A 24189-nucleotide genomic window follows, 5' to 3' on the forward strand; every position below is an offset into this window, starting at 1 on the left:
CCCGGTCGCGACGCGACGACGGTGCGCTTTTGCACCGCCGCGGCGACCCGCACGCATGGAGACCGTCCTCGTCACCGGCGGCCGCGGCGCCTCCGGGCGCTGGGTCGTCGACCGCCTCGCCGGCGACTACGAGGTCGTCGTCGTCGACTACGAGCACCCCGGCCCGGACGCCGACCCGGCCCCGGGCGTCTCGTTCCGCGCGGCCGACCTCGCCGACCGCGGCGAGGCGCTCGACACCGTCCACGCGGTCGACCCCGACGCCGTCGTCCATTGGGCCGCGATCCCCGTCGCCGGCACCCACCCCGACGGTCGGGTGTTCGAGACGAACGTCGGCGCCGCGAAGAACGTCCTCGACGCCGCCGGCCGCGCGGACGCCCGGATCGTGCAGGCGTCGAGCGACGGCGCCTACGGCTTCTTCTTCGCCGAACCGACCCCGCTTCCCGACGCACTTCCGATCACCGAGGAGCACCCGCTTCGGCCGGAGGACCCCTACGGCCTCTCGAAGGTGACCGCGGAGGCGGCCGCGGGGGCGGTCGCGCGCCGCGAGGGCGTCCCGGCCGTCTCGATCCGCCCCTCGTGGGTCCAGTACCCCGGCGCGTACGCCTGCCGAGACGACGGATACGTCCGCGATCTCGACGCGGGCGCCGGCAACTTCTGGTCGTACGTCGACGCCCGCGACGTCGCCGACCTCGTCGCCGCCGCGCTCGCGGGCACGGCGGGACCGGACCCGGCCGTGGCGCCCGGCACCCACGAGGCCGTCAACTGCGTCGCCGCCGACAACTCCCTCGGGCGTCCCCTGCTCGACCTGTTGCGGGAGGCGTACGGCGAGATTCCGGACGACTGCGAAGTCGACGGGAGCGCGCTCGCCGAGGGCGACGACCGCGGCGCGTACGCGATCGCGAAGGCCGAGCGGCTGTTCGGCTGGACGCCCTCGCGCTCGTGGCGGGAGGCCGCGGCCGAGAACGTTCCCGAGCCGACGCTGTTCGAGCGGTAGATCTGGTGGAAAAGTACTTATAAACGAACGAGGTGGTGGCGCGTGCCTCCGAGCGCCCGCATAAGGGCGCGAGGAGCACGCGCGAGGGAGTCGCGAACGGAGTGAGCGACGAGGTTGGGGAGGCGTGAGGCGCTGTGCGGTGCGGTTGGGTGGGACTCAAAGGGGCAGTCGTGATCCCCGCGAGCGAAGCGAGCGGGGGCACGGGAGACGAAGTCTCCCGAAGGGACGAAGCACGGCGACGCAAGCACTGCAAGGAGCGAACGAAGTGAGCGACTGAAGCGCACAGCGAGCCGCGCGAGTCCTCGCGACTGGGGCTTTGGCGGTGTTCACTGCCGCCACTCCGGTATCAACTTTTCATAACCGATCCACAGAACGATTCACTTCCTAAATCGACAGGATCGCGTTCACCAGCGTCCGGGTCGCGATCGCCGTCGCCGTGCCGAGCCACGTCAGCAGGACGAAGTGGATGTACCCGTTCGCGGGGTTGCCGCCGTCGATCCGCCGGATCATCTGCGAGGAGAGCGCGGCGTTGAAGAGGACGACCGTGAGCAGCAGGTACTCGATGAGGGGAATGTCGTACGCGCTGGGGTAGACGATCTGGCCGATGTCCATCTGATCGAGCCCGAAGTCGGACGTCAGGTCCGCTAAGATCGCGACGATCTCCAGCCCGATGAAGAAGGCGAACGTCGCCGCCGCCGTGATCCCGTACAGCAGGCCGATGAAGGTCATCGCCGCCTGCCGGCGCTGCTCGCGGAGCTGGTTGACGGCGTTCATGTTCTTCGAGATCAGCTCGCCGAGCATCTTCGGGTCGCCGCCCATCTGCCGGCCGACGAGGTACATTTCGGAGAACTTCTGGATGAGGTACGACCGGGTGTCGTAGGTGAACTGCTTCCACGCGCCCTCGGTGCTGATCCGCATGTTGAGTCGGCGGTAGAGCCGCTCGATCGCCGGGGAGAGGTCGCCGAAGTTCTTCTCGCGCAGCGTGGTCAACACGTCGGTCGTCGTCGACTGCTTGGCGCTCTCGGTCGCGCCGAGGGCCCTGATGAAGGAGGGGAACTCCGCGTCGCGGGCCGTGATCGCCTGCTCCTCGTTGCGGAGGACGACGCCGGTGATGAAAAGCGGCGAGATGGGCACCGCGAGGTACAGCGGGAGCCGCACGTCGTCGAGGAAGAAGAGCAGTCCGGGGAGCCCCGGGCCGTACCCGAACATCCCGGCGGCCGTGATCCCGATGATGAGGAAGGAGAGCGCGCCGCCGACCCCGAGCGACGCCCACAGCTTCAGGTCGCCGGGCGCCCGTTCGTCGGGGTGGAACCAGATCGGGTCGTACGGCGAGGTCGCCCGGATCATCGCGTAGAAGCCGAGCTGGACGAAGACGAACAGGACGATGACCGCCGCCACCGTCGCCGTCGGGTCGTTCCCGGTCAAGATCGGGAGGACGATCGCGAAGACGAGGGCGAACGTCATCGAGAGGATCATCGACATGTACAGGTCCTTCATCACCTCCAGATTCGACAGCGAGGACTCGTAGACCGTCTCGTACTTGGCTAACATTACGTCCTGCTCGGAGACGAGGAACTCCTCTAGCGACTGGCCCGCCCCCATCGTGTAGCCGAGCCGGTCGAAGAAGTCGGCCATCGCGTCCGAGGGGACCTCCTCGGCCCGCCGGCGACACGCGTCGTCGAGGCTCTGGTTCCAAGTGTCGACGAGGTGGACGACCCGTCCGATCTCCTCGGCGGCGACGCCGTACTCCTCCTGTTTCGCCAGCGTCCGGAACACCTCCATCCGGTCGATGTTCGTCGTCGACAACACGGTCATGTGCGTCATCACGAGGTGCAGCTGGTTGTCGATCTTGGTCTCCAGACTGGAGAGGTAGATCTTCGGATAGATCACCGCCGCCACCAACACGAGCCCGCCGAACATCGGGACGGGGACCCGCGCGGCGAACGGAAGCGGGAGGACGAACAGCCCGACGACGCTCGCGAGGAAGACGGCGATCGCCGGGATCAACACGAGCCCGACGTACTTCCGCTTCGAGATGTCGAGCTTCTCGTACGACTCCAGAACGTCCGAGGTCAGCTGCGCGGCCGTCGCGAGCCCGTTGCCGACCTCCTTCACCGCCATGGCTATCTGACGTTCCGGTGCATGTCGAAGGGAAGCCCCTCGACGCCGTCGCGCTGGAAGGAGTTGATCGCGTCGTTCACCTCGTGGTAGCCGAGGATTCCCTCCTGAATCATCCGTTCGATCAGCTCCGCGCGGAACTCCAAGTCGTCGTAGATGTCGCGGGTGTCGGCGTAGCCTAAAAGCGTCGCGATCTGCTCTTCGAGCACGTAGGAGTTGTTCATCCCCTGGAAGACGATCTCGTCCTCGACGGGGTCCCAGCTGAACACCTCGCGGGTGACGACCCCCTCCATCTCCTTGGAGTACCCCTCGATCTCCTGGACGCTCGTCACCCGGCGGAGCACGTCGTTGCCCTGCTTCACCCGGTTCTGGAACAGCGCCACGTCGGCGTTGTCCATGAACGTCTCCGGGACGTTGATCGGCTCGGAGGTGAACCGCTGGATCATCGAGACGATGTCGGACGCGTGGAAGGTCAGCATGACCGGGTGCCCCGTCTGGGCCGCCTGGAACGCCATGCGCCCCTCGGCGCCGCGGACCTCGCCCACGATGATGTAGTCGGGGCGCGACCGCAGCGCGGCGGCGACCAGGTCGAACATGTCCACGTCGGAGGAGCCCTCCCCGCCGCCCTCGCGGGTCAACAGCTGCTGCCAGGTGTTGTGCGGCGGGATGACCTCGGCGGTGTCCTCCGCGGTGTAGATCTTCGAGTCGTTCGGGATGTACGAGAGGATAGCGTTCAGCGTGGTCGTCTTCCCGGACGCGGTCTCCCCGACGACGAAGACGGTCTGTTCGTTCTCCAAGCAGAGCCAGAGGTACGCCGACAGCTGCGGCGACAGCGTCCCCCAGTTGGTGATCTGGTTGATCGACAGCGGCACCTCTTCGCCCTGCCGGATCGTGAGCGAGGAGCCCTTCAACGACACGTCGTCGGAGTAGATGATGTTGATACGCGATCCGTCCGGCAGCGTGGAGTCGACGATGGGGTCGGAGTCGGAGAGGGGGTCGCCGATCCGCTCGCCCATGTTGCGCAGCCAGTTGTCGAACTCCTGTGGCGTGCCGAAGTCGACGGTCGTCTCCAGCATGCCGAAGGTGCCGTGGTCGACGTGACACTCCTTGGGACCGATGACGTGGATGTCCTCGTTGGCCGGGTCGCGCATCACGGGTTCGAGCGGCCCGAGCCCGACGATGTCGCGGTTGAGCCGGTAGCGGATGTTCTCGTAAGTCTCCTCGGTGACCGACAGCCTCCCCATGTTGAGCACCTTCGAGAGGTTGCCGCGCAGCCCGCCGTTCTGCTCGTCGACGTGGGTGACCTCCTCTAACAGCTCCTCGATGAGGTCGTCGTACTCCGCCTCGTTGTCGGGGGCGGTGTGCTGACCGCTCACCGTGAGGAGGCGGCTCTTCACCTCGTTGAGGACCTCCGCCTGCGGGCCGGACACCTCCGGCTCGATGGCGTAGTACTTGGTGTCCTGCCCGAGGTCGCCGTAGATGTGGCTGTAGATCGGTCCCCCGACGGGGTAGATGACGTTGGGGTGGTTCGACTCGTACTCGTCTTTCGGCTCCTCGATGAACTGCGGGAACTCCCCGGTGATCTGTTTGAACTCCCGCAGGTGCTCGCGGAGGTGCGGCCGCCGCATGGCCGCCTTCCGAAGCTCGTCCGACGGTTTGGCGGTTCCGTGTTCGGTCATGTCCTACTCCGTGTGTCGGGTCGGGTCGGTCGCGTCCCGGCGGCCGGGACGGCTGTGCGTCGACTCGTCCATGTGTTCAGGCGACGCTGCGGCTCTCGATGACGATTCCGGTCCCCGACCGGACCGAAAAGCCGATCGTGTCGCCGACCTGTTCGCCCATCCCCGCGAAGCGCTTCACGTTGATCTGGCGGCGGATGTCGTTGCCGACCTCGATCATCTCCAGTTCGAGGAACACGTCGGCGATCGACCGGAACGGGCCGATCGCGTCGTCGTCGACGGCCGAGGGATCGACCGTGAGCACGACCACCTTCCCCTGCGAGATGATCTCCCGGAAGAAGGAGATGATCTCCAGGGCGGCCTGCCGCTCCTCGTTCTTCCGGACCAGCGCCTCGAAGGTGGGGTCGTTCCGGAAGATGGCGTCGAACGTGTCGAGGAAGATCACGTCCGAGCGCCACATCTCCTCCGCGTTCATCAGCCGCTTGAGCAGCTCCTTGCGCTCCCCGTCCTCGTCGGAGAACGCCCCGCCGGAGTCGAAGTCCGCGTGGAGGAAGAGCAGCTCCTCCTGTAAGAGCGGCTTCACCATGTCGTACTCCAGCGAGTGCATCTGGTCGATGAACCCGCGGACGGTGAGCTCGGTCGACATCATCGTCACCGACGCGCCCTCCTCGACGAGCCCGTAGGCGAACCGCTGGGAGATGGCGCTTTTGCCGGCGCCGTAGTCGCCCTCCATGAGGACGATGCTCCCGCGGGGAATCCCCCCGCCGAGCTCCTTGTTCAGCCGGTCGCGCTCGCCGAGCCCTAAGGAGAGGAGGTTGTCGTGGGGCATCTCAGTTCCCCCCCTCCACACGGAACTGGAACAGCTCCTCGTCGCCGTTGACGGTGATGAACACCCGGTGGTCGCCGTCGTCGAGGCCGTTCGTGGTGTCGTCGAGATCGTTCACGTTGATCGTGAGCCGCAACACGTCGCCCCGGCTCCACGCCGCGCCCGCGTCGGCGGAGACGAGTTCGCCGTCGGCCGCGCTCGGCGGGACGTACTGGCCGTCGAAGACGATGTCGAGCCCCGAGCCGTCGGGCGCGAGCCGATGGGTCCCGGTGTTTTTTATCAAAAGGGTCACGTTCTGCTGGCCGCTGACGTTGTACACCCCCGCGTTCGCGTCGGAGATGATCGTCACGTCGGTCCGGAGCGTCTCGGTCGCGTCCAGCCCGGCGTCGTCGACGGCGGCGCTCACGCGGTCGACGCCCGTGGTGATCGTGCCGACCACGCCGGCCGCGATCACGAGGCTCGCGATGAACAGGATGAGGTGCGAGACGGGAACGCTGGCCATCTACGCGCTCACCTCCGCGGCGTCGCGAACGCCGGACTCGACGACGAGGACGACGCGGGTCCCCGCGGCCACGTCGGTCGAGAGGTTGCCGTCGTCGACCTTGATCGTCAGCGTCTCGCCGGCGAGCCAGAGTTCGGTGTCGCCGTTGCCGTCGACGGTCGCGGTCGCGTTGGCTCCGCCCACGTCGACGTACTCGTTGTCGACGAGCAGCGTCGCGTCGCCGGCGACGAGCCCGAGCGAGCCGTCGTTGGTGGCGTTGACGGTGAGGGTTCCGCTGTCGTACGTCGCGTTCGACACCGTAAACGCCGTGTTCTGCCGTTCGAGCGCGCGTTCGTTCATCCCGTGTTGCGCGTCGGTGACGCGGTCGAAGCCGTTGGCCGCGACGGGGTAGAACGTCGTGAACGCGAAGAACAGCCCCGCCACGATGATGGCCGTCGACGCGGAGACGCTAACGCCCATCTCCCCACCCTCCGTCGGCCGGGTCGGCGCGGTCGGAACGCGGGTTCGGATCGTTCATCGGCCGTGGAGAGCCGCCGTTGCGGTCGCGGTCCTCGGGCCCTTCGCCGCGGCGGTCCGCGTGCCCGTCTCGGCGGTCCGTCTGGTTCTCCCGGCGGTCCGTCTGGCTCTCCCGGCGGTCCGCGTCGCCGCCGCGACCGTTCCCGCCGGCGCGTCGGTTGCGGTCGTCGCCGCTGCGTCGGTCGCGGTCGTCGCCGCCGCGGTCCGCGCGCGGGGCACGTCCCTCGTGACCGTCACGGCGGTCCCGGCGGTCGCGGCCGCCCTCGCGACCCCGACGGCCGCCTCCGCGACCCCTCGAACCGACCGGCGGCGGGCCGCCGCCGACCAGCGATCCCCCGGCGAGGTCGTCCCAGCGGTCGAGCAGCAGCAGGTGACCGCTCGTCCCGTTGAGCTGGGTCACGTACCGGAGGCTGCGAGTGTGGTGTTCCCGGACCAGCCGGTCGGTCCCTGGCCGGTCGACGAGGTTGCGGTCGATCGTGCCGAACCCGGAGAGGAAGTCGCGGAGCCGCGCGGCCGCCTCGGGGGCGATCCACTCGATGCGCTCGTAGTAGTTGATCGCGCGCACCGCGTCGGTGACGTCGCTCTCGGAGACGAGGAACTCCAGCCACTCCATCACGAGGAGGTCGCCGACGTAGTCGCCGGGCAGCTCCGTGAGGTACGGCTTGCCGCGGGTCCCCGAGAGGTCGTCCTCGCGGACGTACTCGAAGCCGTCGCCGCCGGCCTCGGCGGGGTCGCCGCCGGGCTGCCGACCGCGCGAGCGGTCGGGTTCCGGTTCCGGATCGGGCTCGTGACCCTCGTCGAGCGGGCCATCGTCGAACGAGTCGCCCTCGTCGTCGAACGAGTCGCCCTCGTCGTCGAACGACTCGACGTCGTCGTCGATGCCGTCGTCGAACGGGTCCGTCTCGTCGCCGAGGTCGTCGTCGAACGAGTCCTCCCCGTCGTCGAACGGGTCTTCGTCCGCGGGGGCACCGGCGTCGCCGTCGCCCCCCTCCTCGTCGGCCCAGTCGGCCTCCCCGGCGTCGTACTCCTCTTTCAGCTCGCTGAAGCTCTTTCCATCGTCGTTCATGTCGTCTCCGTCGTCCGCCGCCGCGGTCTCGGACGCGGCGTCGGCGGGGTCGCCGTCGTCCGTGTGCTCGTCGTCCGGTTCCTCGTCCAGCTCGGCGAACTCGTCGTCCTCCGCTTCCTCTTCGAAGTCGTCGTCGAGCAGGTCGTCGTCGAAGAACCCGTCGGCGTCCGCGTTCGCGACGTCCTCGTCGAGGTCGTCGGACCCGTCGTCCTCGCCGTCGTCGTCGAAGAGGCCGAACGACCCCTCCCCCCCGCCGTCGACGCCGTCGAAGCCGCTGGAGTCGTCGACGAACGGGTTGATGCCGCGGGTGACCATCTCGTAGATGTCGAGCAGGTTCCGCACGTCCTCCTCGATGTCGTCGACGGCGGCCGAGATCTCCTCGTTCTCCGACCGGACGGTCGAGACCGTCGAGGAGAGGGAGGCGACCTCGTTCTCCAGGTCGTCGAGCCGCTTTTCCAGCTCGTCGGTGTCCGACCCCCCGCCGCCGCCGCCGCCGTCGTCGAACTCGTCGTCCCACTCGTCCATCCCGTCGAAGTCGTCGAAGTCGTCGCCGCCGCCCATTCCGCCGCCCATGCCGCCGCCGCCTTCGCCGCCGCCCATCCCGCCGCCGAAGGGATCGTCGTCGCCGCCCATGCCCCCGGAATCGTCGTCGTTGGAGCCGTCATCGTCGAGGAAACGGTCGAGGACGCTCGCACCGACGAGCCCCAGCGTGGCGACTATCCATGCGGCCGTTGGAGCTCCCCACACCGGTAGTTCGAGGCCCATTACCGTGTACGACCCCAAGAACATACTTCAATTCACCCCTCAAAATATCAACTGTGAGAAAACACGCGTTCGTCCGGGAATCCGGCGACACCGCGGGGGTCTCGTACCCATCGTCCGTCCCCGCCCGTGCGGGTGGTCCGTACAGCGTCCGCTGGAACCTACAGCGTCCGCTGGAACCCGTCGGCCGCTCGCACGACCAGCCGGCCGTCCGGCCTGAACCGGACGGTCCGGCCGACGCCGTCCCCGACGGCGCGTTCGACCACCGGGATCTCGACCGCGTCGAGATACTGCTCGGCGCGTGCGACGTTCCGCGGCCCGACCGCGTCCGTGAGATCGAGCATCTCCGCGCCGCCGGCGACGCGCGCCTCGAGCCGACCGGGGGACGCGCCCGCAGCCTCCAGCTCCGCGATCAGCGTCTCGATCCCGGTGTCGACGTACTTGCCCGGTCGCTCGATGCCGGTGTCGGTCCCGGTACCGGTCGGCAGCATCGCGTGCAACAGCCCGCGAACGCCGTCCGCCTCGTCGACGAGCGCCACGGCGACGCACGACCCGAGCCCGCTCGTCGTCAGCGTCTCGCCGTCGGCCGCGACCGCCAGCTCGCTCACGCCGACCTTGATCCGACTCCCGCCGGCGTCCGCGTCGGCGTGAACGCCGGGGGCGTCGGACCCCGCCGCGGCGTCGGACCCCTCGGAGAGCGTTCGGTCGCGGGACGACGAGGGGTGTCTCACGGCTCCGAGAGCCGGTCGAGCGCCCGCGCCAGTTCGCGCTCGTCCGGGAGCGCGTACACGTCACACCGCGTTTGCACCCCCTCCGTCTGGATCGCGGCGTCGATCACGAACCCGTAGTCCTGCCGCCGGCTCAGCTTGGCGACCAGCGGGCTGATCGTGGCCGAGCCGATGTCGTGGACGAACTCCGGGGGCGAGTGGGTGATCGACGTACCGAGCACGTTCGCCCAGCCGTCGATGAACCCGCTCGTCATCACGTTGCCCAGCTCGCAGAGGGCGTTCTCCGCCATCCCGCCAAGCGGCTCGTCCGGCTCGCTCGGGAGCATCGAGGCCGCGATCTTCTCCGCGGACTCCTCCTCGAAGAGGATCGCGAGGTAGCCGCTCGGCTCCCCCTGCAGCTCGAAGACGGTCCCCGCGTGGGGCTTGACGCCGACTTCCGCGGGCACGTCGGCGAGCGGGACGAACCGCAGCCGGCTCACGTCGACGCTGGTGTCGAGGCCCGTCATCATCGCGATGTTGTCGGCGGCGTTCGCGGAGCCGCGCTTCGCCAGCGACGAGAACGTCGACAGCGACTCGTACGACACCGCGGTGCTGCCGGTGTCGTCGTTCCCCGCCTCGCCGTCCGCGCCCGGCGCCGCGGCCGGCGCGGTCTTCCCCACGACGAGGTCGCGGAACTGCCCGGAGTCGGGGAGCATGTAGATGGAGAAGTCGAGGTCCGTCGTCGTCGCGTCCAGCCGGCTCTCGAAGAGGAACACGCCGTCGCCGGCGAGCGCCCCGTCGGGGAGGACGGCGGCGCCGTCGGCCTCGAAGTACCGGGGCGGCGTCATGTCGATCGCCGTCCCGAGGTAGTTCGCCCAGCCGTCGAGGAAGCCGCCGAGCGCGATGTTCCCGACCTCGGTCACCGCGCTGCGCCCCATCGACGACCCGCCCGGCAGAAGCGAGAGCAGGTCGTCGACGTTCTCCGCGTCGAACGCGAGGACCGCCTCGCCCTCCAGCCCGCCGCGGAGCCCGACGCTCACGCCGATGGACTCCCGGCCGGCGAACGCCTCGGCGAGGTCCTCGCCGCTGGCGGCGCTGGCGCCCGTGACCTCCACGGAGAGGTCCGTGCCCGTCAGGTCGGTGAGCGCGCCGGCGGCCTGTCCGGCCCCCCGCTCCGCCAGCCGGTTGCAGGCGCCGAGCGCCCGAACGTCGACGCGCATTATACCGCCGATCCGATGGCGTCGAGCACGTTCGGCTTCTGGAACGGCTTCGTGATGTACCCCTCGGCGCCGGCCTTGATGGCCGCCTTCATCTTCTCCTCCTGTCCGACGCTGGTGCACATGATCACGGTCGCCTCCGGGTTCTGCTCGAGGATATCCGTCGTCGCCTCGATGCCGTCCCGGATCGGCATGACGATGTCCATCATCACGAGGTCAGGACCGTGTTCCTCGTACATGTTGACCGCCTCAACGCCGTTTTCGGCCTCGCCGACGATCTCGAACTCCCCTTCGAGGATCTCCCGGAGCAGGTTCCGCATGAACTCCGAATCGTCCGCGATAAGCACGCGCGTCGCCATAGTTATCTGGAACGCGGGACAGCGTTCACTTAACGACTCCCCCGCGGTTCTCATCACTGAGAACCGATCGGCGCGTCGATCGGCCGCGGAGACCGGGCGATGACGCGCCCGCGCCCCGCGATGACGCGCCCGCGCCCCGGCGAACGACGCGTCAGACCCAGTGGCCGAGGAGGTACGTCGCGCCGACGAGGACGGTCCCGCCGAACGTCTCGCGCGTCCCGATCCCGAGCGGCGGCGCCGGCGTCGGATCGGTCTGGTCGTCGCCGCCGTCCGGGCCGCCCTCACCGCCGTTCGAGTCGTCTTCACCGCCGTTGGAGCCGTCCTCGGCGCCGGACTCCGCGTCCCCGGTGTCCGGTGACTCGCTCACCGTCCGGGCGGTCCCGTTGTCCCGGTCCGCCGCCGTGACGTTCCCGTCGTCCGTCTCCGTGACCGTCAGCTGCCCGGTCTCCTCGTCGTCGTCCGTCCGGAGGGCGTACTCGTACTGGCCCGGAGGAAGGACGACGAACCGGTCGGAGAGGTCGAGCGTCGTCGACTCCGTGCTGTCGAGCGTCGTCGACGTCTCCGTCACGGTCTCGCCGTCGATGGCGAACTCGACCATCTGCCGGTCGGCGATCTCGCCCGTGTTGGTGACCTCGCCCGCTATCGAGTCCAAGCGCTCGCCCTGGGCGACCGTCGTCTCCGCCGTGAGGTTGCTGACCTCGAAGTAGGCCGGCTCGTCGAGCTCGTCGACCACGATCGCGCCGCGTTTGTCCAGCAGCCTGTTCCCGACGAGCCGTTCGGGGGTGTAGAACTCGACCTCGACGCGTTCGCCCGGCTCCAGCTCGGAGAAGTCGTGAACGACCTCGAAGCCGCCGTCCTCGTCGATGGTGACGTCCTCGACGGTGATCGTCGTCGGCTCGGGGCGGTCGCTCGCGATCAGTTGGACCGTGACGTCCGAGTTGGGGGCGATGTTCGTGTTCCCGGCGATCACCCCGTTCTGGCTGGACGGGACCATCAGCTCCCTGTCGAGACCCGTCTGGCGGTACTCGACGTACGGGTCCTCGAAGACGAACGAGTCGTTCGTCCGCACCGTCGTGTCGTCGTCGCCGAAGTACGGGAAGTGTTCGAGGCCGTCGCTCTCCTCCATGGTCCGGTTGAACGGGTCGGGCCGCTCCCCGTCGGCGAGCGAGTAGTCCTCGAACTGATACCGCTCGCCCTCGGGGGACTCGTACGCCATCTCGAAGGCGAGCTCGTCGCCGTCGCGGGGCTGATTGTCGAACGGGTCCGACCCGCGGGTGTCGATCACGAAGTAGAGGCCGCCGACGACGGGGTCGTCGCCGACGGCGTCGCCGCTCTCCCACTGGAACGCGCTGTCGTCCGGGAGGATATAGAGGTCGCTGCTGGCGACGTCGGTGAACCGAAGCGTCGATCCCGGGTTGTTCGGCGCGCCGAGCGACCGGTGCGTGAGCTCCGCGTGGACGCCCTCGTGGCGTTCGAGCAGCGTCGCGAACTGCTCGGTGTCGATGTTCCCGGGAGCGCCCTCCCCGGAGTCGGCGTCCTCGTTGATCGCGGGGTGTTCGGTGTCGCCCTCCAGAAGCGCGCCGAAGGTCCCGCTCCCGCGCACCTCGACGAGGACCCGGTCGCCGCGGGCGATCGTGTCGGTCTCGGTGGCGTCGGAGCGGAGCGCCCCGATGTCGCCGAGCTGAAGCGGCCCCGACTCCTCGTCGAACCGGTCAAGCTGGTCGGCCGGGCCGGGCGGGAGGACGTACGTGTTCACCCCGCCGAGCTCCGGCTGCGTGAGGACGAGGTTCGACCGGTCGACCGGGTGCCGGAAGTCGGGGACGTCGTCGTCGCGGAGCATCACGGTTCCGGTCGCGCCGGCGACGAGGCGGTACCGGCCGGCCTGAAGGGGGCTCCCGCGCGCGGTGAGCCCGACCTCGTCGCGGAACTCGGCGAGCGTGTCCGCCACCTCGGTGCCACGGTGGTTCTGGAACGTCACGTCGGAGAACGTCCCCTCCGGGTCAACGCCCTCTTTGTCCGGGTCGCTCGCGGCGCCGATGCTGTGCGCGTAGCTCGTCACGTCGCCGTCGGAGATGGGGATGTACACGTCCTCGGAGGGCGCGTCGGTGCCGACGAGCCGGGTGTTGATCACGAACGACGCGTCGCCGGTTACGTGCAGGACGTCGAGGTGGTTCTGGAGGCTGCGCTCCGTCGACTCCCGGTCGCCGCCGACGAGGAGGTACGCCTCGTCGAGCGTGTCGTCCATCGTGACGTCGACCACGACGAAGTCGCCCGCGGGCGACTGGTACCGGTCCTGCGAGAACTCGACGGCGCCGCTCTCGAAGACGTTCGACACCGCGAACGACGACGAGTCGTTCTCGTCGAGCGCGCTGACTTCGGCGGTGTAGTCGCCGTCGTCGATCTCGCTTCGGGCCGGCAGCTGGAACGTCTCCGTGTACGGCGAGTCGGGGTCGTGGCCGACGGTCACGGACCTGTTGTCGATCGTCGACGACGGCCCCTCGACCGCGACGTTCACCTCGTCTTCCACCTCCTCGTCGAACGTGTACTGGACCGTCACCGTCTCCGTGGCCTGTCCGAGGTCCGTCCACACGTCGTCCACCGACAGCCGCACGTCTGTCGTGCGGGTCAGGTTGAAGTCCCGTTCGGTCTCTGGCTCTCCCGTCCGCCCGACTTCCACGGGATGATCCTGGTTCTCGTAGTCGGCGTGCTCCGCGACGACCGTGTGCGTCCCGAACGGGACGTCCGAGAGCTGGTACTGCCCGTCCGAGCCGGTCGTCGCGCTGTGGTCCACGTCGTCCTCGATCCGGACCGACACGTTGTACAGCCCGTTCCCGTGCCGGTCGGTGACGCGTCCCGTGATGTCGTTGTCCACATGAGTGAGATCGAAGTTCTCCGTCAGCCCGTCCTCGGGGATCGACCGCGACATCGTCTTCGTCTGGAACGTGTCGGCGTCGGCCTCGACGTCGCGCTGCCCGCCAGTCGTCGTCGACGGGACCGTGGTTATCCCGTAGGTCCCGTCCCCATTGGTTTCGGCTTCCAGAGAGTTCTGGTCGATGCCGGGCCAGATGGTGGTGTCCGCGTTGACGGAAACCGTCGCGTCCGCGATCGGTTCCCCCTCGGTGTTGGTGACCGTCCCGTCGACGGTCGTGAGGACGGGGGCCAGATCGACGTTTCGAGTGGTCGTCTCATTGTTCCGGATTGTCACATCCGCTTCTTGCGGTTCGAACCCGTCCTGAGTCGCGGTGACCGTGACGTCTCCCGTCGGGACCTGAGTCATCGTATACTCGCCGTTCTCGTTGGTGTCGGTCACGATCACGGACTCGCCGTTCTCGTTGGTCTCGGCGCCCCAGTCGTACTCCTCTTCGGTGGCTGCCAGAATCTCTCGGTCCGTCTCGTTGTCGTGTCGTACCGTGACGGTGACCTCGGGAAGCGCCTCTCCCCCCATCGGACCGAACTCGCCTGCGATCGTTCCGGTCAGTGTTCCTGTCTTTCGCGTCAGGGTGACGTCCTCCGTCACCGGGGAGTTCGTCGTCGACACCGCGACGTCGGTGCCCAGCTCCTCGTACTTGTCGTGGGTCACCACCAGCCGCTGTTCGTCGTACGGGACGCCGTCGATCTCGTAGCTCCCGTTTTCGACGGTCGTGTCCGTCAGGCCTGAGTGGCCGTCGACCGTCACCGTCGCGCCGGAGATCGGCTCGCCGGCGGCGTTGGTGACGGTCCCCTCGACGGTGCCGTTGGCGCCGGACTGCGCCGCGCCCGACGGGACGGACGCCGCCAGGCCGACGGCACAGCACAACAGCAGTCCAACGACCAGCAGGCGGCGGGGACCGGGGGCGCCGCCGGTCGACGTGACGGAATCCATCGGATACGGCGAGGTATCGAACGGGAGAATTTAAGATATCGGGTGCAGTTCTCGCCCGCTATAATCGGGGCGACCTCAGCGACGACCTCAGCGACGACGCCAGCGACGACCTCAGCGACGACGCCACGCGACGACCCCGGCCCCGGACAGGAGGGTGAGCAGCGCCCCCGCGCCCAGCCGGAGGTTGATGTCGATCGCGATGGGGCCGTCGCCGTCGCTACCGCCGTCGTCCTCGTCACCGCCGTCGCTACCGTCGTCGCCGTCGCTGCCGTCGTCCGCTCCCCCGTCGTCCTCGTCGCTACCGGCGTCGTCACCGTCGTCGCCGTCGCTGCCGCCGTCCGATTCCCCGTCGGAGCCGTTCGGGTCAGTCACCGTGACCGTCCCGTTGGCCGAGTCGCCGTCGGTGTCGACGGTGAACTCGTACTCCCCGGGCTCGCTCGGCGCCGAGAGGGTCGTGGAGACGGTGGTCGACGCGCCGGCGGGGAGGGACGGTTCGATCGCGGTCTGTCCCCCGTCGCCGAGCCGGAACGTCACGTCCCGCTCGCTCGTCGTGCTCCACCGGTTCCGGACCGTGGCGGAGAGCGTCACCGTCGCGCCCGGCTCGACCGAGCCCGGCGCGGCGACCTCGGTTATCTCGAACGGACCGGTCTCGATGCCGCTCGCCGAGATCTCCGCGGTGTCCGTGACGCCCGTGTCGGACACCTCGACGGTGACGGCGCGGGGGATCGACTCGGCCTCGCCGAAGTCCGACCGGAGCCGCCCGTCGGCGAACCCGCGCAGGACGATCACGTCGTCGGCGGCGTACATCCCGTAGCCGTCGCCGCGGCGATCGATCGGGGGTCGGTCGGCGTGCGGCGCGTTCCGGTCCCTGAGCAGGCGGTCGCGGATGAACGCCGACTCGAGCTCGTCGAACGTCAGGCCCGGGGCGGTGACGTTCACGTTGTACCGGGCGCGGTTCGACGTCAGCTCCAGTTCGAGATCCGTCTCGACGGTCCCGTTGCCGGCGCCGCTCCCCACCAAGCCCACGTCGAGCGTCTGCACGAGCACCTCGAACGGGGCGGCCGCCTCCGCCTCGGTGGTCCCGGTGATCGTCCCGTTGTCGACCGCGACCGCGCTCGTCCGCTCCCCCGCCGGGACGAGGACGTACGTGCCCTGAAGCGACGCCGTGTCGATCCGCACCGGGCCGTCGACCTCGAACTCGCGGACGAGCGCCCCCGGTTCGTCCGCCTCGTCGTCGTACTCCCGGAGATGCAACCGATCGGCCTCGACGGTCTCGTTCGGATCGTCGAACGCGACCGTCTGTCCCTGCCAGAACGTCGCCCCCGAGCTGAGGTTCCGGTCCGCGTCGTCGGTCGCGCGGAGGCCGTCCGCGCCCGCCCCGTGGGGAGACGCCGTCCCGTCGACGCGGTCGATCCCGTGGCCCGCCCCCGCGACGGTTCCCGACATGAGGACGCACAGCACGACCAGCAACAGGAGGAGCGGCGCTCCGCCGACGCGCTCAGACATGATCACGCGAGCGAGCGCGGGCGTCCCGTCCGGTAACGAAGCGCGCGGCGCCCGTCGCTCGGCGGGGCGCGGCCGCGGTCGGAGACGCCGGGCGTTCGATCCGGAGAGACGCCGGCCGGGCGGACGGGTCGGACCCGTCGTCGCCGCTCGTCGCGCGAGGCCGATTCCGCTGCAGCAGGTCCATCTGCGTCGACGTGCGGGCGTGACGGATTAAAACGTACGCCTTCGAATATTACGGCTGATAACCGATCCGGACCGGAGGGCGGGGACGCCCGGAGTGCCGGCGATCGGGCACGCGGGTGGCGGTCTTCCGAAGAATTAAACCGGACCGTCTGCCCTACACACTACGATGAAGACCTGTCCCCGGTGCGACTCGTCGCTCGACGACGAGGCCCGCTACTGCGTCGAGTGCGGCGCCCCGCAGACGGAGGACGCCGCGGATGAGCTCGACGAGTACGTGCAGCGACAGGCCCAGCAGGTCGCGGCCGAGTCCGAGGGCGGCGCCGCCGCCGACGACGACGACGGCGGGTCGGGCTTCGTCCCGACGGAGAACCTCACCGACCGCGAGCAGCTCTGGCGCCGCGGATGTTACGTCCTCGGGTACGGGACGATCGTCGTCGCGCTCACGTTCGTCCCGCGTCCGGGGGCCTTCCCCCTGATCCTCGGCGGGATCGCGATCCTGCCGCCGATCCGGCGGCTGACCGCCGAGCCGCTCGGGAGCCCGCTGAAACGCGAGGTGATGGTCGGGCTGTACGCGGCGTTCGCGCTGCTCGGCGCCGCGCTGCTCCTCGCGCTGTGACGCTCGGTCCGGTCACTCGATCCGGAAGCCGTCGGCCGCCTCCGCGGCGCGGACGAGATCGCCGATGCTGTCGCTCGCCGTGAGCCCCTGGCTCGCGGCGAAGCGCTTGATCGCCACCGGCGGGACGTCGACGGTCGTCTCGGACGCGAGGAGCAGGAGCCCGAGCGCCTCCGGCGTGGGCGAGCTCGGTCCGGCGTTCGACGCGAACCACGTCACGAGCGAGTCGAACGTCGCCGTCACGTCGTTCGAGACCATCCGCTGGCGCGTGGTGTCGCCGTCGACGTGGAGCGTGGCGTCGATCCCGTAGGTGAACCCGTCCCCGTCGAAGGAGTTCGCCAGCCACCGGCTCACCGACTGCCGGTCGACCTCGGGGGCGCGGCGGCCGCCCGGTCCGGGAGCCTCCTGCGCCCGACCGCCGGCGCCGCCCTGCGCGTGGCCCCCTTGCGGCCGGCCTCCCTGCGGCTGACCGTCCCGCGGTCGACCGCCGGCACCTCCGCCCGGGTCCGGCGGTCGCCGCTCCGACGGATTCGCCGGGTCGGCGGACGTGAAGCCCGTCTCGTCGGCGGAGCGGCGGTCGGGCTGTGACCGGCCGACGTTGGGCCGGCCGTTCGTCCCGACGACGTACCGGCTCTCCCCGATCTCCACGACGTCCTCGTCGTCGGTGAAGTCGAGCTCGTCGGGATCGGCCGGCGGTGTGTCGTGGTCACTCATGGCGTAGTCGTGGTGACGCGAGAAAATAGGTGTTCCGGGCGGACCGGTTCCGCCGCGGCAGTTGTTAGGGGGCTATTCGGGGCTCGTTAGAGCTTGACCGCTTCGCCCTCGCTGCTGAACAGGTCGGGCGCGGTGAGTTGGACGGACGTCGTCGCGCCGGACGGCGAGACGATGTCGAGCGACGAGGACTCGCTCTCGCCGAACAGGGTCACGTTAGCGGGATTGCTTCCACTATTGTTCCCGAACGGCTCATTGTGGGTGTTGAGTACGATCGTGAACGAGTTGGTCGAGTTGAGAACCGCCCCATCAGCGCTGACGAAGGAACCATCAGCGTCTTGGACAGCGAAGTTCCCCACGGAGGCGTCGCTTATGCCGTTGGAATAACCAGTTCCATCTTCGAACGTCAGCGTCGCCTGTCCGTTCGGTCCGACCGCTTGGATAGTGGTCTTGTTCAGGTCGATCTGATCAGCGCCGGCCGCACCGGCGACACCGATACGGACCTCGGTGAGATTCTGCGGGTTATCTCCGATGCCCTGACCGTAGCTGTAGGTGCCATCTTCCACGACACCAACTGTGCTCGTCACATCAATGCGCTCAGACACGAGATCGGTACTCTCCTGACCGGTCGCCTCGGCCTGTGACTGGAGGAACCCGGCCGTGTTGATCAGGACGCCGGCGGCGATCGCCGCCACCAGCACCATCGCGATGAACACGATGAGGGTCCCGATTCCCACCTGACCGCGCTCCTCGTTCGTGATTGCTTCGAACATTGTTATAGCCTCACCGAGTCCTGCTCTTCCGTAAGCGTAGTCGGGATGCGAATCTCCTTCGTCGTCGTGGCACCGGACGGTGTCGTGAAGGTGACGGTCGCGTCTTCCCCGGCGTTGAGCATCCCGTATCCACTGAACTGGCCGGTGTCAAAGTTCAAGTGCACAGCAGCGCGATCGCTGTTGTCAGTAAGCACAGCGTTATCAACGTCCAAGACGCTCTCGACCTCGGATTCAAGCTCACTAAGTTGCAGACTTTCCTGTCCGCCCTCACCGATGACTTGGACGGTCGTCTCGTTCAGGTCGACGTTTCCGGCACCCGGGGCCTTGGCCATGACGAACGTGACGTTATCAACCACATAATCGCCACCGCTGGAAACCACGTTCCCGGAGGTACTCACGACCTGCAGCCGATCGCTCACCTGACTTGTACTCTCTTCGCCCGTTGCCTCCGCCTGCGTCTGGAGGAACCCGGCCGTGTTGATCAGGACGCCGGCGGCGATCGCCGCCACCAGCACCATCGCGATGAACACGATGAGGGTCCCGATCCCCACTTGACCGCGCTCTTCCTCGTCCAGTAGTGTTTCGAACATTGTGTGTTGCGTCGGCCCCCGGCCTGCCCGGCGGGCGTTATCGCTACGGAGCGGGATTTCCCTATTAAAGACTCCGTGCCGATTATACGGACTGATAAAGAACTGCAGTCTTGCGATCATTCGGTTTCTTTCCCTAAATATGTTTCTGAACACATCAACGATCGGGAGATCGCGTTATCGATTCTGGATCAGGGCGTCGCGGAACCGACCGGGTAAAATCGACTGAGTGAGATCCCAAAGCACGCTACTCGAACCGACAAGTGTCGGGACGCTCGACGGCGTCGAGTCGCGGGGCGGGGGCGAAGGTGAGGACGAGAGCGAGAGCGACGGCGACGCCGGAATCGAGGCCGGAACCGGAACGGTGTCGGGCGGCGCTGGGCGTGCGATCTCGTCGGCAGTGCGATCTCGTCGGCAGTGCGATCTCGTCGGCAGTGCGATCTCGTCGGCAGTGCGATCGCGTCGGCGGGCGGTGAGGGCGTGCCCGCGGTCTCGGGAGGGTCAACCCGAGTCGAATCGGCGGGTCGGCGGGTCGGCGCCGGTCGCCCGGCGTCCGCCGAGCGCGGGGTCAGCGGTCCTGAATCCGCGCCAGCTCCGACTCGGGGATCACGAACTCCTGCGTGCCGGGCTCGTAGACGGCGAGGCTTCCGGCGACCAGCGCCATCGACGCCGCGAGCAGACCGGTGTTGACGAGCAGCAGCGCCTGCGGGTTCGCGAACGACGTCCGGAAGGCGGCGGCGGGCGTCGCCACGGCGGCGAGGATCACGAGCCCGAATCCGACCGCCAAGTACGCCATCGCCGTCCGGCCCGACGACCGGTACGCCGAGACCGCGAACGCGAACAGCGTCGCGCTCGCGCCGGCCAACACGGTGGTCGTCACGAGATACAGCCCTTCGATGAGCTCCATACGCACCCTGACCGGAGTCGGGTTATAAACCTACGGGGGCGGCTATCACCGGCGATAACACCCGCGAATATCCGGCAAAGCCGAACGCCCGACATCACCGTGCGGCGGCGCCCCGGCACGGCGTCTCGCACCCGATCGATCACCGGTATCCTTTTAAGCCCCAGAAATCAACATCGATAACGTGAATGGTGGGGGACGATCTGATCACGGTGCTCGGCAACAAGTACAACACGGACATCCTGACCGCGACCGGTGACGCGAAGTCCGCGCAGGACCTCAGCGACGAGCTCGACGTTCCGATCGCGACGTGTTACCGCCGGATCAACGAACTGGAAGAGGCCGATCTGCTGGAGCTCCACGACCGCCCGCTCTCGGACGAGCACCGTCGCGTGAAGGTGTATCGCCGGAAGGTCGACGGCGTCGAGGTCGACTTCCGCGACGGGTTTACCGTCGAGGTCGAGGAGCGCTCCGCGGTGAAGAACCGGCTCGACGACGTGTGGCGCGACCTCTCGTCCGGACAGTAACGACCCGATTTCGGCCCCGCGATACAGCGGTCGTCCCCGCCCCTCTTTCGGTCTGCGCCCCACCGAGCGTTAGAACGAGGGCTCGTCCGACCGTCCCATCATCGAGAACCCGCCGGCCCGCTCGTGAACGGTGATCCCTCCCTCGCCGATCTCCATCGGGAAGATGTCGGTGTCGATGTCCTGTTTCCGCATCTTCGCCACCCACACGTACCGGTTGACGCCGGAGTCGGTCGGCGTCTGGATGAAGTAGATGTTCCCGTCAGTGAGGAAGTTCTCCAGCCCGACCTCGGTGTCGGGGAAGACGGCTCCCTGCTCGTTGATGAGCAGCGAGGTCAGCCCGTTCGCCTTGAGGATATCGGAGAACTTCAGGAGATACGTCCGCTTCTCCTGTTCGGCGTCGAAGAAGAGCTGGAACATCGACAGCGAGTCGAGCACCAGCCGGTCGAAGTCACCGTCCTCGATCGTGTCGAGCAGCCGGTCGACAGCCGTCGAGAAGTCGGTCTCGCGCAGCATCTCGCGTTTGTCGAGGATGACGATGTCGCCGCGGTCAACGAGGTCGTCGAACCCCTCCAACCCGATCGACTCCGCGGCGCCGCGGATGTCCGCCTCGTCCTCCTCGAAGGAGACGTACACGCCGCGCTCGTCGTGTTCGGTGACGCCGTGGTGAAGGTACTGGATCCCGAAAATGCTCTTGCCGGTGCCGGGGTTCCCGGAGACGAGGACCGTCGACCGCTCCGTGATACCGCCGGAGAGGATCGAGTCGAGTCCCTCGACCCCGGTGGAGACGAGTTCTGACATTCGTCCCTTCATTGGCGACGGGAGTATATAAAAGACGATCCGACGGACCGACCGCACGGACGGCGACAGGTTTATTCCTCGACACGCCGCCCCTTCCTGTATGCCCGGTGAAGCGTCCCCCGTCGACCCCGGCGGTGATCGGCGGTGAGCGAGCAGACGGTCCTCGTCGTCGAGGACGAGCCCGACATCGCCGCGCTGTACGCCGGCTTCCTCGAAGAGCGGTACGACGTGGATCTCGCCGAGACCGCCGCCGAAGCGATCGACCGGGTCGACGGCGCGGTCGACGTGGTGTTGCTCGACCGGCGCCTCCCCGACGGGAGCGGCGACGACGTGCTCGAACACATTCGCGAGGCCGGCTACGACTGCCGCGTCGCGATGGTCACCGCGGTCGAACCCGACTTCGACATTATCGATATGGGGTTCGATCTGTACCTCACCAAGCCCGTCAGCCGCTCGAAGCTGCTGGCGGCGATCGACACGCTGTTGACCCGAAGCGAGTACGACGATCTGATCCAGAAGGCCGCGGCGTTGGCGGGCAAGCGGGCGGTGCTCAACGCCCAGAAGCCGGCCGCCCAGCGCGAGGGGAACGAGGCGTACGCCGAGCTGGTCGAGCGGCTCGAAGCCCTCGACGCCGACATCGACGAGCTCGGCGAGTCGCTGTCGTCGGACGATTACCGCGCGATGTTCCGCGACCTCGGCGAGGCCTGACGCGTCGTCGACTTGGCTCGTCGCTGCCCCGCCTCGCCGCCGTCGTTTCACCCGTCGATTCGCTCGTCTTCTCGTCGATGTCGATGCGCTTCCGCCCGTGAGTGTTCCCCGACCCCGCCCGGATCTTGAACGAAGTTTGAACGGAACTTGTCCCGATCTCGCACCAAAGTTGTCCGGTAGTTGAAAAATCTATATCCTCGTTATCGCCCTCGTCGGGGACATGACGGAACACGACACGCGGCGCCGGTTCCAACGGACGAGGGCGGCACCGTGCGCCGGCTGAGCGACGTCGACGATGGCCACGAGTACCCGGCCGCCGAGGACGTGGTTCAAGTGACTGTAACCCCGACGTAGATCATGACCTACGTTACCGAACACCGAGAGGTGCTCCTCGCGGCCGCGGCCGGAACAGCGGGGGTTGCCGGTTCGTACCTCGTCACGGGGTGGTCCCCCTCGTTCGTCGTCCGGCCCGTCGACCAGGCAATCGTCAACCTGACGCCGGGCCCGATCGTGACCGTCGCGATCGAGACCGTCGGCGACGCGGGCCACCTGATCCACGTCGCCATGGCGTTCGCGGCCGTGGTCGGGCTGTTCGGTGCGATCGCGTTGGCGGGGCTTCGACTCTCAGCGCACGCGGATCGACCGCTGGTCGGCGCCGCGGCCGCCGGCGCCGGGACGTGGCTGCTCGCTGCGGGTCTGACCGGACTCTCGACGCAGGCGCTTGGCGCGGCGCTCTCCGCGGCGGTCGTCGTCGGGATCGGCGGGCTCCCCGCTTCCTCGCCCGCACCTGATTCGGCCTCCGGTGACGACGCTCCAGTCCCGGAGGGGCCGACCGGTGCCGTCGACGCGGTGCGCCGTCGGACCCTAGGCGTCGTCGTCGGGGCGCTCGGGTTCGTCGTCGCGACGGTCGTCGGTCGGCGGTCGATCGGGGCCGACGACGAGGCGCTCGCCGACGCTCCGCGGTCCGAGGGCGCCGCCGCGCGGCTCGGCGAGCTCGAAGCGGCCTCGCTGGCGGTCGAGAGCGACGACCTCCACGGGATGGTGAGCCCGATCGGCGAGTTCTACAACGTCGACATCGCGGAGTTCGACCCGCGGGTCGCCGCGACCGAGTGGTCGCTGACGTTCACCGGCGAGACCGATGGGGACCGGACCGTCGACTTCGACGAGCTGATCGACCGTCCCGTCGAGCACCGCGCGGTGACGCTGCGGTGCGTCGGCGAGGACCTGAACGGTCGGAAGCTGGACAACGCCGTCTGGACGGGGACGCCGATCCGTCCGCTGCTCGAGTCGGTCGACCCGCAGGGCGACTGCAACTGCGCGATGCTCCGCGGCGAGGACGGGTACTACGTCCAGTTCCCGGTCGACGTGCTCGCCGAGGGCTTCCTCGCGTGGGGGATGAACGGGACGGAATTGCCCCCCAGCCACGGCCACCCGGTGCGGGTGCTGATCCCGGGCCACTGGGGCGAGACGAACGTGAAGTGGCTCTCGGAGATCGAGCTGCTGAACGTCGAGGAGGACGGCTACTGGGAGGAGCGCGGCTGGGAAGGGACCGGCGAGGTGAAGACGGTCGCCAAGCTCTGGGACGAGGGGATCACGGAGCGCGGCGACGGCCGGATCGAACTCGCCGGCCACGCGTACGCCGGAACGCGCGGGATCGAGCGGGTCGAGGTGTCGACCGACGGCGGCGACTCGTGGACCGACGCCGCCCTCTCCGACTCCCTCCCCGACGCGGACGTTTGGCACCAGTGGCGCCACGTCTTCGATCCCGACGGGACACACGAGGTCGTCGTCCGCGCGGTCGACGGCGAAGGGACCCGCCAGATCCGAGAATCCACCGACCCGTCGCCGACCGGCTCGGCCGGGTGGGTCCGGCGGACGGTCGGGTGACGTGTCGACCGCCGTCTCCCGGTGGCTTCCCGGACCGCGTTGTTCGCGCCGAAACGATTTTTATGACCCCCGCCACTCCCATCGCGTTCGGGATCCTGCTCACCGGCGTCAACAGGGCGCTGTTGGCGGTGCTGGCCGCGGTCTGGCTCCGCAACTACCGCGAGACGCTACTGCTCGGTCTGTTGGGGTTCAGCGCCGTCCTGCTGGTCGAGAACCTCGTCTCCATCGCCTTCTTCTTCAGCAGTATGCGGACGCTGTACGCGATGGACCCGCTCGTGGGACGGGTCGTGCTCGGGATGCGCGTGCTCGAACTGCTCGCGGTGTCGCTGCTGACGTACGCGACGCTGAAATGATCGGCGTCCGATCGCGCGGTCGGGCCGGGAGCCG

General features: G+C 68.4%; 22 protein-coding genes and 1 pseudogene. 7 read left to right on the forward strand and 16 right to left on the reverse strand.

Annotated elements, in window-relative coordinates; translation table 11 throughout:
- The first annotated feature begins 55 nt into the window (after positions 1-55).
- A complete protein-coding gene (locus tag ESO89_RS02155) occupies positions 56-994 on the forward strand; it encodes an NAD-dependent epimerase/dehydratase family protein (protein WP_128904031.1) in 939 nt (312 codons plus the stop codon).
- A gap of 384 nt (positions 995-1378) precedes the next feature.
- Here ESO89_RS02155 and flaJ read toward each other — a convergent pair whose 3' ends face one another.
- The 11 genes from flaJ to ESO89_RS02210 form a co-directional block, all read right to left on the reverse strand.
- Positions 1379-3115, reverse strand: a complete 1737-nt coding sequence (flaJ, locus tag ESO89_RS02160; protein ID WP_128904032.1) for an archaellar assembly protein FlaJ — start codon at positions 3113-3115, stop codon at positions 1379-1381.
- A gap of 2 nt (positions 3116-3117) precedes the next feature.
- The gene (locus tag ESO89_RS02165) at positions 3118-4791 is read right to left on the reverse strand and encodes a type II/IV secretion system ATPase subunit (RefSeq protein WP_128904033.1); all 1674 of its coding nucleotides are present in this window, start codon (positions 4789-4791) and stop codon (positions 3118-3120) included.
- A 76-nt stretch (positions 4792-4867) separates the two neighbouring features.
- Positions 4868-5617, reverse strand: coding sequence for an ATPase domain-containing protein (locus ESO89_RS02170; protein ID WP_128904034.1), 750 nt, complete (start codon positions 5615-5617; stop codon positions 4868-4870).
- A 1-nt stretch (position 5618) separates the two neighbouring features.
- Positions 5619-6116 (reverse strand): flagellar protein G, encoded by a 498-nt coding sequence (locus ESO89_RS02175; RefSeq protein WP_128904035.1) that lies wholly within the window; start codon positions 6114-6116, stop codon positions 5619-5621.
- Complete coding sequence (locus ESO89_RS02180) at positions 6117-6575, reverse strand: flagellin (protein ID WP_128904036.1); 459 nt, start codon at positions 6573-6575, stop codon at positions 6117-6119.
- Positions 6565-8463 (reverse strand): FlaD/FlaE family flagellar protein, encoded by a 1899-nt coding sequence (locus ESO89_RS02185; RefSeq protein ID WP_128904037.1) that lies wholly within the window; start codon positions 8461-8463, stop codon positions 6565-6567. Before ESO89_RS02185 ends, ESO89_RS02180 begins: the two co-directional genes overlap by 11 nt.
- A gap of 158 nt (positions 8464-8621) precedes the next feature.
- A complete protein-coding gene (locus tag ESO89_RS02190) occupies positions 8622-9191 on the reverse strand; it encodes a chemotaxis protein CheD (protein ID WP_128904038.1) in 570 nt (189 codons plus the stop codon).
- A complete protein-coding gene (locus tag ESO89_RS02195; RefSeq protein WP_128904039.1) occupies positions 9188-10387 on the reverse strand; it encodes a chemotaxis protein CheC in 1200 nt (399 codons plus the stop codon). Before ESO89_RS02195 ends, ESO89_RS02190 begins: the two co-directional genes overlap by 4 nt.
- Positions 10387-10743 carry a chemotaxis protein CheY gene (gene cheY, locus ESO89_RS02200; RefSeq protein ID WP_128904040.1) on the reverse strand — a complete coding sequence of 119 codons (357 nt, stop codon included), beginning with the start codon at positions 10741-10743 and terminating at the stop codon, positions 10387-10389. Before cheY ends, ESO89_RS02195 begins: the two co-directional genes overlap by 1 nt.
- Before the next feature lie 151 nt (positions 10744-10894).
- Positions 10895-14605 (reverse strand): carboxypeptidase-like regulatory domain-containing protein, encoded by a 3711-nt coding sequence (locus ESO89_RS02205; RefSeq protein WP_128904041.1) that lies wholly within the window; start codon positions 14603-14605, stop codon positions 10895-10897.
- 111 nt (positions 14606-14716) lie between these two features.
- A complete protein-coding gene (locus tag ESO89_RS02210; protein ID WP_128904042.1) occupies positions 14717-16111 on the reverse strand; it encodes a CARDB domain-containing protein in 1395 nt (464 codons plus the stop codon).
- 349 nt (positions 16112-16460) lie between these two features.
- Between ESO89_RS02210 and ESO89_RS02215 the strand changes: the two genes are divergently transcribed.
- Positions 16461-16910: a zinc ribbon domain-containing protein gene (locus ESO89_RS02215; protein WP_128904043.1), complete on the forward strand. Its 450-nt coding sequence runs from the start codon at positions 16461-16463 to the stop codon at positions 16908-16910.
- A 12-nt stretch (positions 16911-16922) separates the two neighbouring features.
- Here ESO89_RS02215 and ESO89_RS02220 read toward each other — a convergent pair whose 3' ends face one another.
- The 4 genes from ESO89_RS02220 to ESO89_RS02235 form a co-directional block, all read right to left on the reverse strand.
- Complete coding sequence (locus tag ESO89_RS02220; RefSeq protein WP_128904044.1) at positions 16923-17621, reverse strand: DUF7500 family protein; 699 nt, start codon at positions 17619-17621, stop codon at positions 16923-16925.
- An 86-nt stretch (positions 17622-17707) separates the two neighbouring features.
- Complete coding sequence (locus ESO89_RS02225; RefSeq protein ID WP_128904045.1) at positions 17708-18391, reverse strand: archaellin/type IV pilin N-terminal domain-containing protein; 684 nt, start codon at positions 18389-18391, stop codon at positions 17708-17710.
- 2 nt (positions 18392-18393) lie between these two features.
- A complete protein-coding gene (locus ESO89_RS02230; protein WP_128904046.1) occupies positions 18394-18981 on the reverse strand; it encodes an archaellin/type IV pilin N-terminal domain-containing protein in 588 nt (195 codons plus the stop codon).
- Between the two features lie 565 nt (positions 18982-19546).
- Positions 19547-19885, reverse strand: a complete 339-nt coding sequence (locus ESO89_RS02235) for a hypothetical protein (RefSeq protein WP_128904047.1) — start codon at positions 19883-19885, stop codon at positions 19547-19549.
- 185 nt (positions 19886-20070) lie between these two features.
- Here ESO89_RS02235 and ESO89_RS02240 point away from each other — a divergent pair, with 185 nt between their 5' ends.
- On the forward strand, positions 20071-20409 hold the full coding sequence (locus ESO89_RS02240) for a helix-turn-helix domain-containing protein (protein ID WP_128904048.1): 339 nt from the start codon (positions 20071-20073) through the stop codon (positions 20407-20409).
- Between the two features lie 69 nt (positions 20410-20478).
- Here ESO89_RS02240 and ESO89_RS02245 read toward each other — a convergent pair whose 3' ends face one another.
- On the reverse strand, positions 20479-21207 hold the full coding sequence (locus ESO89_RS02245) for an RAD55 family ATPase (protein WP_128904049.1): 729 nt from the start codon (positions 21205-21207) through the stop codon (positions 20479-20481).
- A 144-nt stretch (positions 21208-21351) separates the two neighbouring features.
- Between ESO89_RS02245 and ESO89_RS02250 the strand changes: the two genes are divergently transcribed.
- The 4 genes and pseudogenes from ESO89_RS02250 (at position 21352) to ESO89_RS02260 (ending at position 24155) form a co-directional block, all read left to right on the forward strand.
- Positions 21352-21915: a response regulator transcription factor gene (locus tag ESO89_RS02250; protein WP_128904050.1), complete on the forward strand. Its 564-nt coding sequence runs from the start codon at positions 21352-21354 to the stop codon at positions 21913-21915.
- A gap of 255 nt (positions 21916-22170) precedes the next feature.
- Positions 22171-22269: pseudogene (locus ESO89_RS19465) on the forward strand (spondin domain-containing protein); the annotation flags it as partial.
- A gap of 3 nt (positions 22270-22272) precedes the next feature.
- On the forward strand, positions 22273-23802 hold the full coding sequence (locus ESO89_RS02255) for a molybdopterin-dependent oxidoreductase (protein ID WP_128904051.1): 1530 nt from the start codon (positions 22273-22275) through the stop codon (positions 23800-23802).
- A 62-nt stretch (positions 23803-23864) separates the two neighbouring features.
- Positions 23865-24155, forward strand: coding sequence for a hypothetical protein (locus ESO89_RS02260; protein WP_128904052.1), 291 nt, complete (start codon positions 23865-23867; stop codon positions 24153-24155).
- Positions 24156-24189: the final 34 nt, after the last annotated feature.

The organism is Halorubrum amylolyticum (genome assembly GCF_004114995.1).
GTDB lineage: Archaea > Halobacteriota > Halobacteria > Halobacteriales > Haloferacaceae > Halorubrum > Halorubrum amylolyticum.